Here is a 19,347-nt window from a genome sequence, read left to right as displayed (position 1 = left end):
TGTTGTTAAATTTCCCCTTTTAACTGTTATGCGTTCTCGGAAACCTTATTTAACGGCTATCACTCTAATTTTGGTGATCTCAGGGGCGATCGCCAATTTACCAATATTATTCTCAGCATCCCAGGTATCAGCGCAAACATCACAAGACCGCAAAGCTGAAGCAGACCGATTGCTGCTGCAAGGTATTAAGCAATTTCCAACTGGTCAACTCGAAGCAGTATTACAATCTTGGCAACAAGCACTAAAAATCTACCAAGAAATCAAAGACCGTAAAGGCGAAGGTGCTGCACTTGCGAATCTTGCTAATGCTTACAAAGTTTTAAAAGACTACCCTAAAATTATTGAGTGCTATAAGCAGTATTTACCAATCGCACGAGAATCAAAAAACCGTCAAGGTGAGAGTGATGCACTTTTTAATATTGGTCTTGCCTACGGTAGTTTACAAGATTACACCAAAGCCATTGAGTATTACGAGCAGGGATTGCCAGTCACAAGAGAAATTAAAGACACTCAAAATGAGTTTTACACTCTTGGAAATCTTGGTATTGCCCACCTTCAACTAAAAAACTACCGCAAAGCAATTGAATATGAACAGCAATACTTGGCGATCGCACGTGAAATCAAAGACCGTCCCAGGGAACTGCAAGGACTGAAAGCTCTTGCTTTTGCCTATCAAGGATTGTCAAACTTTCCAAAAGCCTTGGAATACTCACAGCAAGGTTTGGACATAGCAAAAGAAATAAAAGACCGGAATGGAGAGGGACAATTACAGGGACTACTCAGTATGCTTTACGTGAATCTAGGGTACTACCCCAAAGCTATTGCGTCCGCGCAGCAGAGTTTAGCGATCGCTAAGGAAATTAAAATATCCGAACAGGAGGGTTATGCACTGGAAAATCTGGGTAATATCTACGTTGTATTGGGGGACACCTCCAAAGCTGTAGAATATTATCAGCAGAGTTTAGTGATTGCTCAAAACATCAAAAACCGTAATGGTGAGGGTACATTACTGGGTAATCTTGGCGGTACCTACGCCATTTCTGGAGACTACCTCAAAGCGATTGAGTATCATGAACAAAAATTAGCGATCGCACGAGAAATTAAAGATGATTTAGGGGAGCTTGTTGCACTGGGAAATTTAGGCAGTTCCTACATGGTATTAGGAAACAACCCCAAAGGTATTGACTATTATCAGCAAGAGTTAACAAAAGCGAGGAAAATCAAAGACCGTTTCGGAGAGGGAGCGGCTTTGAGACATTTCGGTGATGCCTACATTGATTCGGGAGACTACCCCAAAGCGATTGAGCATCTCCAGCAAGCTTTGGTGATCGCACAAGAATTGAAAGATACTGGCAGCAAGAACATTGCTCTGAATAGTTTAGGACTAGCTTTCTATAAACAAGGAAATTTGACTCTGGCAGAAAGTAATTTAATCGAGGCAATCAAATTCCAAGAGTCTCTACGTTTACGAGCAAAAGGATTAGAGGATATACAAAAAATATTATTGTATGACCAGCAAAGAAGTTCATACGAAACTCTACAACAAGTCTTCATAGCCCAGAAGAAAACTGATGCAGCCTTAGAAATATCCGAACGAGTCAGGGGACGTGCTTTTGTAGAGTTACTAGCTTCTCGAATCTTCTCTAACCCCAAGGAAAAATTACTCACTCCACCAACAATTGCAGAAATTAAACAAACTGCCAAATTACAAAATGCCACTTTGGTACAATATTCGATTATTAGTGATAAATTCAAAGTAGAAGGTAAAATACAATTCAAAGAATCAGAACTCTACATTTGGGTAATTAAACCTACAGGTGAAGTTACTTTCCGTAAAGCCGACCTCAAACCCCTGTGGCAAAAAGAAAACACAACATTTGCCAACCTTGTTACCACCAGTCGTCAAGCGATAGGTGCAAGAGGTACAGCTTTTCGCGGTATTAATGTAACTTACAACCCCAATGCACCCAAAGCCAAACATAATTTAAAGCGTCTCCACGAATTATTAATCAACCCCATCGCTGATTTATTACCTAAAAATTATGACAACAAAGTTATCTTCATTCCTCAACATAGCCTATTCCTCGTTCCCTTCGCCGCATTACAAGACGCAGAAGGTAAATATCTAATTGAAAAACATACTATTCTCACATCCCCATCAATTCAGGTTTTAGACTTAACCCGCAAACAGAGACAAAGACTAGGCACAAAACCCATCCAAGGAAAAGATACGCTGATTGTTGGTAATCCCACCATGCCTTTTGTCGCACCTAAAATTGATGAAACTCCGCAACAATTAACGCCTTTACCTGGTGCAGAAATTGAAGCAACAGCAATTAGCAAATTACTCAAAACCGAACCTCTAATTGGCAACAAAGCCACAGAACCAAATGTGGTGAAGCGTTTACCCCAAGCGCGATTTGTGCATTTAGCCACCCACGGCATATTTGATGATATTCAAGGGTTAAATAGTGCGATCGCTCTCACTCCATCGGGTCAAGATGATGGCTTATTAACAGCTTCGGAAATTCTTGATTTAAAACTGAATGCGGAAGTAGTGGTGCTGAGTGCTTGCGATACCGGCAGGGGACGCATTTCTGGGGATGGGGTGATTGGGTTATCTCGTTCGTTAATTAGTGCGGGTGTCCCTAGTGTTTTAGTATCGCTGTGGGCTGTGCCAGACGCGCCTACAGCCCGATTAATGACGCAATTTTATCAAAATCTGCAAAAAAACCCTGACAAAGCCCAAGCACTGCGTCAGGCGATGCTGACGACGATGAAAACAAACCCAAACCCCGTTGATTGGGCAGCTTTTACTCTCATTGGCGAAGCTGAGTAGATACTACAAATATATTTATACAACTGTTCTTTGTAATATTTTGCATAACCTCACACGACCCAGAAATACAATCCTGTGAAGCGACTTCAGCCAAGATATACGTAAAATCCTATGTCTTACATCAAACGCCGCCAATTTCTGCAATTCTCTGCTTCCACCCTCGCAACTTTGGGTTTGAGTCAGTTGGATATTATGCAGCAGGGTCATAATTTGGGTAAAGTTCTGTCTCAAAATACAGGACGTAAACTAGCTTTATTAGTGGGAATTAATCAATATCCTCAAAGCACGGGTTTAAAACCTCTATCTGGTTGCGTTACTGATGTGAGGTTGCAGCAAGAGTTACTCATTCACCGCTTTGGTTTTAAGCCTGAAGATGTGATGACTGTGACTAACCAACAAGCAACCCGTGAAGGTATTCTCAGCAAATTTGAACAACATCTGATTAATCAAGCTCGTCCTGGGGATGTGGTGGTATTTCACTTTTCTGGACATGGTTCGCGCCTCTATGACAGAGATGGCGATGCACCGGATGGACTCAACAGTGCTTTAGTTCCCGTAGATGGTCGATTACCAGAAGGCTATCCATTCCAAGGCGGCTTTGTCAACCACATTATGGGGCATACATTATTTTTACTCATGTCTGCATTGAAAACCGAGAATGTCACAGTGGTGTTAGATTGTTGTCATTCTGGTGGGGGTAAAAGGGGTAATTTACGTGTGCGTGCTGTTGATGATGGAGAGTTATTAAAACCCAGTCTCGAAGAATTACTATATCAGGGTCAGTGGTTGGATAATTTAGGAATGTCACGGCAAGAATTTATCCAAAAACGTAGACAAACTGTGGCTAAAGGCGTGGTAATTGCTAGTGCTAGACGGGAACAGTTAGCGGCTGATTTACCCTTTGGAGATTTCCATGCAGGAGCGTTTACTTACTTATTCACGCAGTATATTTGGCAACAAATTGGTAATGAACAGATCAATAGAGCGATCGCGAATGTGGGGCGCAGTACAAAAATCTTAGCTAGTCGGGAAGGCTACTATCAAGACCCAGAAATTGAGTCTAATCTCAATCCCCAAAATCCTCATCCACCCCTCTATTTTTTCCCTTTTCAAGCTATACCAGCAGAGGCGGTAATTACTCAAGTTAATAATAATCAGGCTCAGTTATGGTTGGGTGGCATTGATTCACAAAGTTTAGAAGCTTTTACTAATAATCCCCTCTTTTCAGTTGTGGATAATCAAGGTAATGAAGTCGGATGGTTAAAGTTAGATTCTCGTCAAGGATTAGAAGGCAAAGGTACACTAGTAAATACACGCAATGGTGCAATTAAAAATTTACAACCAGGTGCTTTATTACAAGAACGAATTCGCAGTATTCCCAATAATCCCACTTTAAAAATCGGTATTGATGAATCTCTTAGTCAAAAAACTGCCCAACAAGCTATCCAAGCTATGCAATCAATGAAACGCATTGAACCGACAGCTTTAGGGAAACAAGAGGTGCAATATATTTTTGGGCAGATGACAGCAAATAAATTGCAACAACTCCAGAAATTAAAGATATCTAACCTGCCGAAAGTTGGTAGTTTTGGTTTATTTTTACCCAGCCAAGACCAAATTATTCCTAAGTCTTTTGGTGAAGCAGGTGAATCGGTAACGGATGCAGTCAAAAGGTTACAACCCAAGTTCCAATCTCTGTTAGCTGCACGGGTAGTGAAGCAAATTCTAGGTAACACCAATTCGTCCCGGTTGAATGTGACTGTCTCAATGAATATTGCTGATAGTAATGAATTATTAGCAGAAACTTTTCCGGTACGGGGGACTAATAAAAAGACTAATTCCTCTACATCTGCTGCATCTGTAAAAGTCTCAGAATCTGGCTTAAGTCAACTATCTATAGGTACTAAAATTGCTTTTAAAATTCAAAATAACGAGTCTCAACCTCTTTATCTGAGCATTTTAGTAATTGATGCAGAAGGAACGATGACAGTTATCTTTCCTAATAATTGGTCAGCCTCAGAAGATGCAGCATTAATCGAAGCCAATCAAACACAATTAATTCCGCAAATCGATGATGAATTTGTTTTAACTGTTGCCGAACCTCTAGGGGTTTCTGAGGCTTTAATTATTGCCAGTACCTCACCTTTAAGAACATCTCTCCAAGCATTACAAAAAATCGCCAGTCTGGCAGGGGTTAGTAATACTCGTCAACCCATTTCTACAAAGCCTGACCAAATTTTAGATGTGACCAATAAGTTACTTGATGACCTAGATACCGGAACACGTAGTGCTTTGAGAGGTCAAGAAGTCACTTTACCATCAGGTGTGCGGGGAATCGATACTCAAAAATTAGCAGCAATGGCGATCGCTTTTGAAGTCGTACCTGCTTAAAATCTCCAATTTTTCCCTATTTTCGAGAATAATTTTCACAATCTAATTTGATTCTCTACCCAAGCTATAAAATATCATGGAAGCAGAAATCAAAGATGTAAATATTCCCAATGGTCAATTATTGACACCTTTTCAACGCAAATTATTACTGAAAAATTTGACAGAAGATTTACCAGAATTATACCGCCAACGTATTCAAATTATGTTGTTGGCAGATGAAGGTAAATCACAAACAAACATCTGTCGTACCTTGGGATGCTGTCCAGCTACAGCCAGACATTGGATACATATTGCTCGGAGTGGAATGGCGCATCAATGGCAAACTTCCCCAATTGGTCGTCCAAAAGCCGTCAATGAAGAATATTTAGAGCGTTTAAAAGCACTAGTTAGTGATAGTCCCCGTAATTATGGTTATGGTTTTCGACGGTGGACAGCAAACTGGTTAAGTAAGCATTTAGCTAAAGAATTCGGCTTTCAGTTGAGTGATTGTCATATCAAACGCTTACTCAAAACAATGGGTTTATCGACAAAATCTAAACCTGTTATCACCCCAGAAACTCCACCCCAAATATCTAACAATTCACAGATTTCTATCGGTAATCTCAGTAGTGAAACCTTGTTAAATGAGAGTGAAATATTACCGATTCATTTTTTGAAAATCAAGACAAATTCATAAAATCATGGTGCATAATTCATCCACAGCAGAAGTTTCTAGAGAACTTTTGCAAAATACGCTTGGCTATTCTCTCACAGAAGTTGAATTTCAACATATTCAGCCACAATTTAAATATCTAGAACCAAAAATCGGGAAGTTTTGGCAAGGAATTGATGTAGAACCAGGTATTTATATTCTGCTTGGTGGTAAGGTCAGGTTATTAGATGAAACTGGCGAATTAATCACAACATTAGAAACTGGCGGATATTTTGGCTGTTTTACTTTGTTTCCCGATGCCAAATTTATACCCTATGCAGCTAGAGCTAGTGCAAATTTACAACTTTGTTTTATATCCGGTGAAGTTTTAGCACCCTTGATAACTAAATATCCCCAAATTCGTGAACATTTTTGGTTACAAGCGCAAACTCTCAATTCTTTATTAACTAAATCTCCCACTCCTATTTCAGAAAAGCCAGAAAAATTACCTGTTTTATCTAACTCTACAACACAGATAAAGCAAGATAAAAAGATTAGCAAAGCCTACTTTCCTAACCCTACCCAAAGAGTTAGTCATTTGTGGCAAAAAGTCACGCGACGCTATCCTTTTTTTGCTCAACAGAGTTCATCTGACTGTGGTGCAGCTTGTTTAGTGATGATTGGACGCTATTGGGGAAAGCAATTTAGTGTGAACCTTTTGCGAGAACTGGCTAATGTTGACCGCAATGGTTCATCTCTGCGTGGCTTGACAGTAGCAGCAGAAAATCTGGGGTTGAATACTCGTCCGGTGAAAGCTAATTTTGAGCAGTTAGCAAAACAAAAGTTACCTGCGATCGCTCATTGGCAAGGAAAACATTATATCGTTGTATACGAGATTACCACCAAACAAGTGATTATTGCTGATCCTGCGATCGGTCAGCTGACTCTCTCTCATCAAGAATTTCAAGCAGATTGGACTGGATATGCACTATTACTAGAACCAACCGCTTTATTCAAAGATGCACAAGAAAATACCACGCCTTTTTGGCAATTCTTTGAATTAATTAAACCTCACTCTGTGGTGATGTTGGAAGTATTTATTGCTTCCGTATTTATCCAAATATTTGGACTCATCACACCCCTATTTACACAATTAATTTTAGATAGTGTAGTACAACAGAGTTCTTATGTGACCTTGTTGGCTGTGGGGTTAGGGTTAATGATGTTTAGCCTCTTCCGTGTAGCTATGACGGGATTACGGCAATATTTAATTGACCACACAGCCAATAAGATAAATGTCGCGTTGGTAGTAGCATTTATTCGCCACACTCTACGCTTACCTTTGAGTTATTTTGAAACTCGTTATGTGGGGGATATTATCTCACGTTTACAGGAGAACAATAAAATTCAACGCCTACTTTCTGGTGAAGCATTATCCATCATCCTAGATTTATTGACTGTATTTATCTATCTAGGGTTGATGTTTTGGTACAGTTGGCAAATGGCATTATTATCATTAGTGATTGTGCCGCCATTTTTCTTATTGGCATTGATTGCTACACCGTTTTTACAAAGAATTTCTAGAGAAATATTTGATGCTATTGCTAAAGAAAATAGTTATCTCATTGAAATTTTAACAGGCATCCGCACAATTAAATCTACATCTGTAGAACAAACAGTTCGTTGGCATTGGGAAGAGTTATTACAAAAAGAGGTCAAGAAAAATTTTGCTGGACAAGTAATTAGTAATCGCCTGCAAATTTTTAGTAATACTATTGAAGCAATGGTATCGACAGCCTTATTATGGTATGGAGCTAGTTTAGTAATTGCCAATCAATTATCTATTGGTCAATTAGTAGCATTTCATATGCTCTTGGGTAATATTATTAAACCTTTTCAGCGATTAACTGTACTTTGGCATCAGTTACAAGAGGTCATCATTTCCGTAGAACGCATTAACGATGTTTTAGATGCTGAAGCTGAAGAAGATTTACAACTAACAAATCGTCAATCAATCCCCCAAATCCAAGGGAATATTTGCTTTGAGAATGTGACATTTCGCTATCATCCAGATAATGAAGTCAATATTCTGGAAAATCTCAACTTTAAAGTTAAATCTGGGCAAATAGTCGCCTTAGTAGGACGTAGCGGTTCCGGTAAAACTACAATTTCTAAGCTAGCTTTAGGTTTATATCCACCTACTGACGGCAGAATTTTAATTGATGGCTATGATATTAACACTATTTCTCTACACTCTTTACGTCAGCAAGTAGGAGTAGTTGATCAAGATACTTTTTTATTCGGCAATACGATTCGAGAAAATATTGCTTTAGGAAACCCGAATGCTAGTTTATCGGAAATTAGAGAAGCTGCTAAATTAGCCGGTGCGGATGAATTTATTACAAAGTTACCTATGGCTTACGAAACCGAAATCGGGGAAGGTGGAGGATTATTATCTGGAGGACAAAGGCAAAGAATCGCCATTGCTAGAGCTTTATTAGGTAATCCTCGCCTGTTGATTTTAGATGAAGCTACTTCTCATCTTGATACTGAATCAGAAAGAATAATTCAGCAGAATTTAAAGCAAATTTTGCAAGGAAGAACTGCTTTAATTATTGCTCATCGTCTTTCTACTATCAAGAGAGCCGATTTAATTTTGGTGTTAGATAAAGGGTTGTTAATTGAAAGTGGTACACATGAAGAATTAATGGCGAAGCGTGGTCATTATTTCTATCTCAATCAACAACAATTAGGTGCAGAATAAAAATGCGAGGTAAAATATGACAGATGTAATAAATGACAGAAAAATTCAAGATAATAGTCAAGATGAGTTGATATCCGAAATAACCAGTCCAACAAATACAGATTGGTCTATCGCTACTAAAGAATTATTGGATAGCTTACCTCAAGTTTGGACTAGGGGATTACTGTATTTTTTAATCTTGGTTGTTTCTTTAGTTTTACCTTGGTCAATGTTATCTAAAGTAGATGAGACAGGTACAGCTAGAGGTAGAATTGAGCCTCAAGGTAAGACAATTAGATTAGATAGTGCTGTATCTGGTAAAGTTACAGAAATTCGAGTTAAGGAAGGTGAGAAAGTTAAGGCTGGTCAGAGTTTATTAATGTTAGACGCAGATTTAACTAAAACAGAATTACGGCAAATACAGGATAAATTAGAAGGACAATTAAACAGGCGATCGCAATTAAATTCCACTAAAAATCAGTTAGTAGTCGCCTTAACAACTCAAGAACAACAAAATCAATCCCAAGCTTTAGAAAAACAAGCACAAATTGACCAAGCTAGACAAAATTTACTAGCTTTGAAAAACACTTATGAGTTGCAAGTATCAGAAAAACTAGCTCAATTAAATCAGGCTAGACAAAATTTTGAGCATAGTAAAACAGCGAGTAAATTAATGGGAAGTAGTTTGGCGATCGCGCAAAAAGAAGAAACCAGATATCGTAAACTGTATCAAGAGGGAGTCATCCCAGAAATTAATTTCGTTGAAAAGCAAGAATTAGCTAAAGAAAAACAACAGTTATACGAACAAAGTCAAGCAGATATTCAACAAGCCAAGTTACGTCTCACAGAACAACAGAGTAGTTATGAACGGTTTGTCAAGCAAGGAAAAGCTGATATTACTCAAGCACAGTTACGTCTCGATGAACAACAACGCAGCTACCAAACTTTAAATCGTTCTGCGAAGTTAGCCTTATTGCGAATTGAAGAACAACAAAAGAATCTACAAACAGAAATTACCACTCTAGATGCAGAAATTACTCAAACTCAAAGACAAATAGAATCCTTAAATATTCAGTTAGCACAACGGGAATTAAAAGCACCAGAAAGTGGAAGTGTATTTCAATTTCCCTTTTCTCAAGTTGGTGCGGTAGTCCAACCAGGAACCATGATTGCAGAAATCGCGCCTGTTGGTGCATCACTAATTGTGCGCGCACAAATCGCTACTACACAAAGCGGTTTTTTGCGTCAAAAATTACCAGTAAAACTCAAATTTGATGCTTATCCTTTCCAGGATTACGGTGTAGTAGAAGGAGAACTAGTTAACATTTCTCCTTCTACTACAGAAATTGACACTCCCACTGGTAAAGTTGCTGTTTATAACTTAGAAATCTCTTTAAAACAGCACTGTATTAAGAGTGGCAATAAGTGCATTCCTTTGCGTCCAGGTGATACAGCCACAGCCGAGGTAGTTGTACGTCAACGTCGAGTAATTGATTTTATCCTTGACCCATTTAAACAACTGCAAACAGGTGGTTTAAAGCTGTAATAATTTTTTTGACTATTGACTATTGACTGTTGACTGTTGACCTACTACACAATATCAAAATATCATGCCACACTCTATCACTATCGCTAACAAAGAAATTCTGCGACAAGTTAAATTGTCATGTCAAATACCTGAAATAACTCAACAGATTATTACCCGCCAAATAATTGAAAATACTGCTAAACAAGCAGCAATTAAAATTGAACCAGAAGAACTACAAAAAGCCGCAGATCAAATGCGATTAGTGAATAATCTGTTAAATTCGGAAGAAACTTGGCAATGGTTAACAACACATCATTTATCTCTAGATGATTTTGAAGATATTGTCTACACAAGTTTATTATCTGGTAAGTTAGCGGTTCATCTATTCGCAGATAAAGTTGAACCGTACTTTTATGCACATCAATCAAATTATCTAGGCGCGGTGATGTATGAGGTAATTTTAGATGATGAAGATTTAGGCTGGGAACTTTTTTATGCAATTAAAGCAGATGAGATGAGTTATTTTGATGTCGCTTACAAATATATTCAAAATACGGAGTTACGTCGTAAATGTGGATATTTAGGTTTAGTGAATCGTCAAAATCTCTCGCCAGAAGTTTCTACTGCTGTTTTTTCTTCTCAACCACCGCAAATCTTAAAACCAATTGTGACAGCTAAAGGTGTGCATTTAATTTTTGTTGAGGAGATTGTGCAAAGACAACTAGATGATAAATTACATCAAGAAATCGCTGCCCATTTATATTATGAATGGTTGCAGTTACAAAGCCAGCAAGTGGAATATAATATTCAGCTTGATGAAAGTTAACTACTAGATTGCTAGATACGCGACTTATTAAAGTAGTCTCGTATCTGAACATCTGCTAAATCATTACAGGTTCTCCCGCTTTTTTCAATGCAGAAGATGCTTCTGGAATGTAAGAGGTTCTCGTTTGACTGGCTATAGCTTTTTGCTGTTCTCGTAATTCTGATAGACGAATATTACTCCAATTTAGCAAAGCTGAATTACCCAAACGAGGAGCTAAATTATGCAGTCGTTCTACCGCAGAAATAGCCAGAGCATCCATCTGAATAGAAGCTAAATAACAATCACCAGCTATATCTAAATCACCTAATTTTTCGTGACATTGACCAGCCATAAACCAAGCGATCGCAGTTCCTGGTGGCCCTAGTCTAGCAGCTGAACGATACATTTGAGCAGCTTCTGCAATTTTACCCTGTTTGATGAAAATTTCCCCTAATTGTAAGCGATATCGAGAATATAATGGTTCCATTTCTACTATCTTTTTAGCTCTTGCTTCAGCTAAATCAATGTCACCTAACCATAATGCTTCTTTAGTACGACTCTCCAGCACAGTAATTAAATTTTCATGTGCGGTAATTTGCTCTCTTTCATTCTTATATTCGTGAGTCAAACTCTCTGCTAAAGATTCACATAAATCCATTTCACGCACTACGGCTTCCCTATCTTTCTGCAACAAAGGTACAAACACAACTGCACGATAGTAGATGCTAGTAATTTGTTTATAGCTAAAATCATCCAGAGAAGATGCAAGATTTTTTAGTTCCTGCGTTGCTAGGGAACTCCAAAATTGAGTAGCGTTTAAATCACCGAATGTCTTAGCAGATAAAGCTACTAACTCTATAGCCGCATTCAAGCGAATTTTGCTCCCTGGTGGTGTATGATTAGCAATGATCTCAAGTTCCTGAAGATTCTCTATGCTACCACCATCAGACCTAGCCATTAAACCAGACATCGCCCGACAATAAGCTATTTTGGCACGGTTTAAACAATCAGCAATGTCAGTATTAGAAAACTTTGGTGCATATTCTAGTACAGCATGATGTAAACATAAATTTGATAGGAGATATAAAACTCTTAGCTGCGTAGTAAATGAGAGTTCTTGATAATGAATTAAGTAGTCACACAAATTATGCCATCGCTCATTCCTTAACTCATCAGCTAGTTCTAACGGGTTGTTTATTTGATACTGAAATAAACCAGATTCGCGAATTAAAGACTCTCGAAATGAAATAGGATGAATAATAGTAACCGGGTTAATTAATATCGATTTTTCCGAACAACTTAAATCTGCAATGAGGTTATTATAGCTGAACTCTATCGCTTTAATATGTAATGCGCCTGCGTTATAATTTCCTAAGTCGAAATAGGGGCGATTAACCCAATTAATAAATGAATTATTTAGCAAAGACATAAACTTTTATGCAAGTAATTACAAATTTCATGGTTGAAGACCACAGTAACACTATCAAAATATTGACTAGTGCTACTGTGGCGCATAAATTAAGTTAATTAAAACAGCTACTTGATGTTATTCTAGAAATAACTATCAAGTATTTTGTTTTATTAAACTAAAATTCTTGTACTTGCCATTTACAAGCACATCCACCGCGTAAGCTAATGAAAGCGTGAATAGCTTCAGAGTTACCTTGTTCAGCTTCTTTTTTGAGGTCAACCATTTCTGTTTGGTTAGCAGTGGTGAGTTTGTTGATTTTAATTTCAGACATTGAACTATTACCTCGTTATGAATTTGTTGTTTTCGGAAGTTGACTTTCGCTTGTCTCTTCCTGTGAATATAATTGCCGATTTTTATATTGAATTCAATTGTTATTCGACTGTAAAACGAACATAAATCTTACATTTTTCATCCATAATTTTCATATAAAATCGATGGTTTTTAAAATTTTTAATAGGAAATGAATCGAAAATAAAGCAAAATTAATTTACTTCAGCTATCTTTACTTACATTCCCATCTCTATGAAGGTACAGAACAACCAAAAGAATCTTGACTGCTCTATATTGACTAACTTTTATACTCAGTGACTTATCTATATCTAAAAGCAGAAATCTAGTCTTTCTTACCCTAGTGAAGTACAAATGACAATAATTCAACGCAGATTAACACTGATATAGCTTGCTTCCCGTAGGGTACGCGGATAAATTTGTACCTCAGCAGACTAGAAAACGCAATATATCCATCAGTCCACCAATTAATTTTGACAAGTAACGGATTAATAAAGGAATGTCGAGATAACCAGCGTGCTAAGTGCATTACTCATTACTCATTACTCAGCACTCAAATATCTAGACTTAAGACAATAATTTTTCAACCGTGATTATAACTAAATCATGATTTGTATCAGAATAAATTTAATCAGTAGACGACATTCTCATGAGTTATCAGTTGATAATAAATTTATCGTAAACATATTATGAAATTTTCATGAACTTAACTTTTTTTGGATAAAAACTATTGACTAGTTGCCAGAAAATTTCTAAAAAAGTAGCAGTAGGTTAAATGACTAAATTGAGAGACTGTCACTTTTGAGTTAACTTTTGCCAGGTGAATTAAAAATTTGACTTTTAACTGTTGAATTAGTGACGATTGATTTACTAGTATTGCCATATCGCTAGATATCTCTCTGATTTTTAATTACAGTCTGATTAACTTCAATATTCACTACGTGAATCTTTACCTACATTCCAGGTTTTAACAACATCCTAATAGCAAAATCATCATCATACTTGAGGTAGATTTTTCAGATTTCAACCAATTTTTTTGATGAAAATCAATGATTTTGCCTAAATCTACATGAGACATGACCTGGTAGTAATTATGTCTGAATATTTTCGTCAAGAACAAATTATTGAACACTATGACTTGCACGAGAGCAAGTTTTTAACTCCCTTCCAACGTAAAGCCTTGCTCAAAAATTTACAAACTAATTTACAGCCAGAATATCGTAAACGTATTGAAATCATTCTACTGGCAGATATGGGAACATCACAGAGTCAAATTTGTGAAAAACTCGGTTGTTCTCAAGAAATGGCGCGCTACTGGATTGGGATAGCAGAAGCAGGTTTAGCACACAAATGGAATGAGCGTCCCATTGGCAGACCAAAAATTGTCAACAATCAATACATAGACAGATTGAAAGAATTAGTTAGTAATAGTCCCCGTGATTATGGCTACGCTTTTACCAATTGGACAGCCCAATGGTTAAGCAAACATTTAGCCTCAGAATTGGGAATTAGTATTAGCGATCGCCATATTAATCGCCTGTTGAAACAAATGGGACTTTCGACTAAACCCAAGAATAAACTTCCTCTCGAAAGTGAACAGATTCAGGACAATAATATCTCAATTTCTGACTTATCAACTCAATCAGAACCTCATATTAATTGGTCATTTAATGTGGGGATAGAAGCTAGAGGATAAAGAAGGGATTGGGGACTGGGGATTGGGGACTGGGAACTGGGTAAGAATAATTCCTAATTTTGAATTTTAATTTCATGTCGTCAGGTTTTTCTCAACAATATTTAGCCCAACAACTCACCCAAACCTTGGGTGAGTCGCTGTCAGAAAAGGAAATAACAGACTGCATTCAAAGATTAGAAATAATTGCACCGCCGATAGCTAAACAGTTTTGGCAAGCTGGGACAGATGCGGCGGGAATATATATTATCCTTGGGGGAAAGGTGAGATTACTTGATAGTTCGTTGAACTTAATCACCACTCTCTCTACAGGCTCATCTTTTGGTCAATTAACTTTATTTCCTGAACAAGAATTTAGTCCTTATGTGGCTAGGGCTTCTGTGAATTTAAAACTAGCCTATCTGCCACAATCAACTTTACAACCATTGATTAGTGAACATCTTAGCATTGGCGATCGCCTGAAAAAACAAGCCGAAACTTGGGATTTATTGGTTTTTTGTAGCCAAAATTCCTTACTACCAGAAAACGGTTCTGTGGATGATGCTTTAAGAGCGTTATTCTTATTTGAACGTCATACTTTAGCTAGTGGTTCACTTCCTCAGTCACTTTTGCAAGATGTGAAATTATGGGTATTGCAGCGAGGAGAATTCACAGATGCACAAGGACGCAAATTTACCCCAGGAACAATTACCGCATCTGGTAATGTAGGTAATTGGCAAGTTACACAATCAGCAGTTATCTATACTCTCACAAATAACCATTGGCAAATAGCCCTAGAATATTGGCCGCAGTTGGGAGAATTTCGAGAATCTGGTGCTAGTATTGAAAGTAACCCCTCCCCATCCCCGGTTGTAGAAACGCGTTCTATCGCGTCTCTACAACCCCCCCCAGAAAAGAAAGCCAAGTCTCGACGCGCCTATTTTCCCAGCCCCAAAGTGAAAGTCGGACATTGGTGGGGACGCATTACTCAACGCTATCCCTTATTTGAACAACAAAGCGCGGCTGACTGTGGCGCAGCTTGTTTAGTGATGATTAGCCGCTACTGGGGTAAAAATTTCAGTGTAAATCGCATCCGAGATTTAGCTAACGTTAGACGTAGCGGTGCATCCCTCAAAAGTTTAACAGCCGCCGCCGAAGCCCTGGGTTTTACTACCCGTCCGGTTAAAGCTAGTTTGGATAAATTAGCACAACAAACCCTACCTGCGATCGCCCACTGGGAAAATAAGCACTACATCGTAGTTTACGCCATCACCAAAAAACACGTTATTGTCTGCGATCCCGCCATTGGACAGCGCACCCTCAGCACTACTGAATTTAAAGCCGGTTGGACTGGTTACGCGTTGTTATTGCAACCTACTAGCCAACTCCAACAAGCGGAAGAAGCTAGTACCCCATTCTGGCAAATGTTTGAGTTAGTCAGACCCCATTCACGGGTACTACTAGAGGTGTTTGCAGCTTCGGTGTTAATTCAGTTGTTGGGACTGATTACACCCTTATTTACCCAATTATTATTAGATAGGGTCATAGTTCAAGGTAGCACGCTCACATTAAACGCTGTCGGTTTAGGCTTGGTGATTTTTGGCTTATTCCGCGTCGCCGTCAATGGACTCAGACAATATTTACTAGACCATACAGCCAACCGTATTAGCGTATCCCTGCTGGTAGGTTTTATTAAACATACCTTCCGTTTACCGTTAGCGTTTTTTGAATCGCGTTATGTCGGCGATATCGTCTCCCGTGTCCAAGAAAACCAAAAAATCCAGCGTTTTTTGACTGGGGAAGCCTTGTCAATTATCTTGGATTTACTGACGGTGTTCGTTTACGTGGGGCTAATGTTTTGGTACAGTGCGGCAATGGCATTAGTCAGTTTAGCCATTGTCCCACCCTTTGTCTTATTGGCACTTGTCGCCACACCATTTTTGCGCCGCATCAGCCGAGAAGTTTTTAGTGCTACCGCCAACGAGAACAGTTACTTAATTCAATCCTTGACGGGGATTCGTTCAATTCGTTCAATGGCCATTGAACAGACGGTGCGCTGGCGTTGGGAAGAATTGCTCAATCATGTGATTAAGAAAACCTTTGCTGGGCAGATTATTAGTAATCAATTGCAGATTTTTAGTTCTGGCATTGAAACTGTAGTCACAACCGGCTTACTGTGGTTAGGGGCATGGTTGGTAATTCAAAATCAACTGACCATCGGTCAGTTAGTAGCCTTTAATATGTTGTTGGGTAACATTATTCGACCCTTTCAACGCTTAGTAGTGTTGTGGAATCAGTTACAAGAAGTAACAATTTCCACCGAACGCATCAATGATGTTTTGCAAGCCGAACCCGAAGAAGACTTACACCACCATCCCCGACAAATTTTAACCAGACTAAGGGGTCACATCCGTTTTGAAAATGTCACATTTCGCTACCATCCAGAGAGCGATATTAACATCTTAGAAAATCTCACCTTTGAAATTCAACCAGAACAAACCGTGGCCGTAGTCGGGCGCAGTGGTTCAGGGAAAACCACATTGTTTAAACTCATATTGGGTCTATATCTGCCGACAGATGGCAAAATTTTAATTGATGGCCACGATGTGACTAGTATAGCCCTGCGATCGCTCCGTTCTCAAATCGGTGTAGTAGACCAAGACACCTTTTTATTTGGCGGTACAATCCGCGAAAATATCAGCATTGCTCACCCTGAAGCCAGCTTAGAACAAGTAATGACGGCGGCGCGATTAGCTGGGGCTGATGACTTCATTCAAAGATTGCCAATGGGTTACGAAGCTGAAATTGGCGAAGGTGGCGGAATGTTATCTGGCGGACAACGCCAACGCCTAGCTATAGCCCGTGCTTTAGTAGGCGATCCTAGACTCTTACTTTTAGATGAAGCCACCAGCCATCTCGATTCCGAATCTGAACGCCTGATTCAAAACAACCTCAAAACCATTCTCCAAGGACGCACCAGCATCATTATTGCCCACCGCCTGTCCACCGTGCGTCACGCAGACTTAATTCTAGTTTTAGATCGCGGTTTACTAGTCGAAAGCGGTACTCACGATCAACTAATCACACGAAAAGGCCATTACTTTTACCTAAATCAACAACAATTGACAACTAATTTGTAACTGAAGTGATGTGTCATCTCTTAGGTTTAAGAGTAGTCTGCACAAAGCTTTAATTCAGAATTTGTTGCTTTAGGTAAAACTGGGAAATTGCCAAATCAAATATACAGAAAAGAAAAAATTCAAAGTTCTTTAATTTTGAATTTTGAATTTTGAATTTTGAATTGATTGAGTAATTTATGCCACACATATCCCACAACTCATCATCCGTAGTAGTCACACCACAGGCGGATGAACTGAATTATGTCTTCAATGAGCAAACATCAGATATAAACGAGACTAATGATTGGTTTTACGGTACTGAGGAATTACTCGATGCCGTACCCAAGCGTTGGACTCGTTCCATGCTGTATCTCTTAATTAGCTTTGCGGTGATTGTTCTACCTTGGGCTTCTCTGAGTAAAGTTGATGAAACCGGCACAGCCAGAGGCCGTTTAGAACCCAAAGGCGCAACCCAAAAGTTAGGTATCGTCGTCCCTGGGAGAGTGAAAACTGTCAATGTGACAGAAGGGGCGACGGTGAAAGCTGGGCAAGTTTTATTAGAATTAGATGCTGATGTTTTACAAAAAGAACTCGAACAAGCCGAAACCCAATTAGCAGGATTAACTAATCGCCAAGCACAGCAGGAATTACTCAAAAATCAACTGATGCTAGCCATTAATATCCAAGAACAGCAAAATCAAGCCCAAGCTTTGGAGAAAATGGCACAGGTGAATCAAGCCCAACAGAATTTAGATGCTAAACAAAGTACCTATAATTTACAAAAACTGGAAAAACAAGCTCTAGTAGAACAAGCTAGACAGAGAATTCAATCAACTCAAATTATTCAGCAGTTAGCGCAAAGGCGTTTGCGGCGAGATTTAGGGGAGGTGGGACGGTATCGTTATCTGTTAAGACAGGGTGCAATTCCACAAATTAAGATTGTGGAATTAGAAAACTCTGCTGAAGATAGTCAACGCTCTTTACTGCAAGCTGATGCAGAGATAATGCAGGCACAGTTGCGTTTAAGAGAAGAACAGAGTCGTTACCAAGCCACCATTAGTCAAATTCAAGCCGAAATTGGCCAAGCACAACTGCGTCTGCAAGAACAACTCAGTAGTTATCAAAGCGTTGTTCAAGCGGGTAAATTAGCAGTATTAAAAAGCCAAGAACAGCTAAAAGATTTGCAAGGACAAATTACTAACTTGCAATCAGACATTGCCCAAAGTAAAAGCCAGATTGCATCTTTGAAACTACAACTACAACAAAGAGTAGTGCGATCGCCTATTGATGGCACAGTTTTTGAGCTACCCATAGATAAACCAGGCCCCGTAGTGGAGTCAGGCCAGATAGTCGCCCAAATCGCACCCCAAAATACACCTTTAATCCTGAAAGCACAAATGCCCAGCCAACAAAGCGGTTTCTTGAAGGTGGGAATGCCAGTTAAAATCAAGTTTGATGCCTATCCCTTCCAAGACTACGGCATCATTCAAGGGCGCGTCAGTTGGATTTCTCCCGACTCCAAAATTCAAACCACCAGCCAAGGTAATACAGAAACCTACGAAATGGATATCATCATCGACCAACCTTATATCCAAGCTGGTAACAAACGTATTGTCCTCACCCCAGGACAAACAGCCTCAGCCGAAGTCATTATCCGTCAACGTCGGGTAATTGATTTTGTCTTAGATCCATTCAAGAAGTTGCAAAAAGGCGGTTTGGAGTTGTAGGGGAATGGGGAATGGGGATTGGGGATTGGGGACAAGGAAGACAAGGGAGACGAGGGAGACGAGGTATATTTTACCTCAATGCCCCATGCCCTATTCCCCATGCCCAATGCCCCATGCCCCATTCCCCATTCCC

At 39.0% G+C, this 19,347-nt stretch carries 11 protein-coding genes; 9 read left to right on the top strand and 2 right to left on the bottom strand.

Annotated features, from left to right (window positions below):
• Nucleotides 1–28 precede the first annotated feature (28 nt).
• The 6 genes from ACQFX9_RS17760 (at nt 29) to ACQFX9_RS17735 (ending at nt 10,958) form a co-directional block, all read left to right on the top strand.
• Complete coding sequence (locus tag ACQFX9_RS17760; RefSeq protein ID WP_427162925.1) at nt 29–2,839, top strand: CHAT domain-containing protein; 2,811 nt, start codon at nt 29–31, stop codon at nt 2,837–2,839.
• 111 nt (nt 2,840–2,950) lie between these two features.
• Complete coding sequence (locus tag ACQFX9_RS17755; protein ID WP_427157352.1) at nt 2,951–5,230, top strand: caspase family protein; 2,280 nt, start codon at nt 2,951–2,953, stop codon at nt 5,228–5,230.
• A gap of 76 nt (nt 5,231–5,306) precedes the next feature.
• Nucleotides 5,307–5,906, top strand: a complete 600-nt coding sequence (locus ACQFX9_RS17750; protein ID WP_427157349.1) for a helix-turn-helix domain-containing protein — start codon at nt 5,307–5,309, stop codon at nt 5,904–5,906.
• A gap of 4 nt (nt 5,907–5,910) precedes the next feature.
• The gene (locus ACQFX9_RS17745; RefSeq protein ID WP_427157347.1) at nt 5,911–8,625 is read left to right on the top strand and encodes a peptidase domain-containing ABC transporter; all 2,715 of its coding nucleotides are present in this window, start codon (nt 5,911–5,913) and stop codon (nt 8,623–8,625) included.
• 16 nt (nt 8,626–8,641) lie between these two features.
• Nucleotides 8,642–10,150 carry an HlyD family efflux transporter periplasmic adaptor subunit gene (locus ACQFX9_RS17740; protein ID WP_427157346.1) on the top strand — a complete coding sequence of 503 codons (1,509 nt, stop codon included), beginning with the start codon at nt 8,642–8,644 and terminating at the stop codon, nt 10,148–10,150.
• A gap of 64 nt (nt 10,151–10,214) precedes the next feature.
• On the top strand, nt 10,215–10,958 hold the full coding sequence (locus ACQFX9_RS17735) for a peptidylprolyl isomerase (RefSeq protein ID WP_427157344.1): 744 nt from the start codon (nt 10,215–10,217) through the stop codon (nt 10,956–10,958).
• Nucleotides 10,959–11,013: 55 nt separating this feature from the next.
• On the opposite strand, the gene ACQFX9_RS17730 is transcribed toward ACQFX9_RS17735, so the two are convergent.
• Entirely contained in the window at nt 11,014–12,366 is a 1,353-nt protein-coding gene (locus tag ACQFX9_RS17730; protein WP_427157342.1) for a tetratricopeptide repeat protein, read from the bottom strand.
• 157 nt (nt 12,367–12,523) lie between these two features.
• Nucleotides 12,524–12,679 carry a hypothetical protein gene (locus ACQFX9_RS17725; RefSeq protein ID WP_427157340.1) on the bottom strand — a complete coding sequence of 52 codons (156 nt, stop codon included), beginning with the start codon at nt 12,677–12,679 and terminating at the stop codon, nt 12,524–12,526.
• 1,110 nt (nt 12,680–13,789) lie between these two features.
• Here ACQFX9_RS17725 and ACQFX9_RS17720 point away from each other — a divergent pair.
• The 3 genes from ACQFX9_RS17720 to ACQFX9_RS17710 all read left to right on the top strand — a co-directional run bounded on the left by ACQFX9_RS17720 (nt 13,790) and on the right by ACQFX9_RS17710 (nt 19,214).
• Nucleotides 13,790–14,392, top strand: coding sequence for a helix-turn-helix domain-containing protein (locus tag ACQFX9_RS17720; protein WP_427157338.1), 603 nt, complete (start codon nt 13,790–13,792; stop codon nt 14,390–14,392).
• Nucleotides 14,393–14,466: 74 nt separating this feature from the next.
• On the top strand, nt 14,467–17,508 hold the full coding sequence (locus tag ACQFX9_RS17715) for a peptidase domain-containing ABC transporter (protein ID WP_427157336.1): 3,042 nt from the start codon (nt 14,467–14,469) through the stop codon (nt 17,506–17,508).
• A gap of 176 nt (nt 17,509–17,684) precedes the next feature.
• Entirely contained in the window at nt 17,685–19,214 is a 1,530-nt protein-coding gene (locus ACQFX9_RS17710; RefSeq protein ID WP_427157335.1) for an HlyD family efflux transporter periplasmic adaptor subunit, read from the top strand.
• Nucleotides 19,215–19,347: the final 133 nt, after the last annotated feature.

Origin of the sequence: Aliinostoc sp. HNIBRCY26 (assembly GCF_050235535.1) — a bacterium.
In the GTDB taxonomy this organism is placed as follows: domain Bacteria; phylum Cyanobacteriota; class Cyanobacteriia; order Cyanobacteriales; family Nostocaceae; genus Trichormus.
Note: the sequence above shows the minus strand (reverse complement) of the source record. Positions and strands in the feature narration are given on the sequence as shown.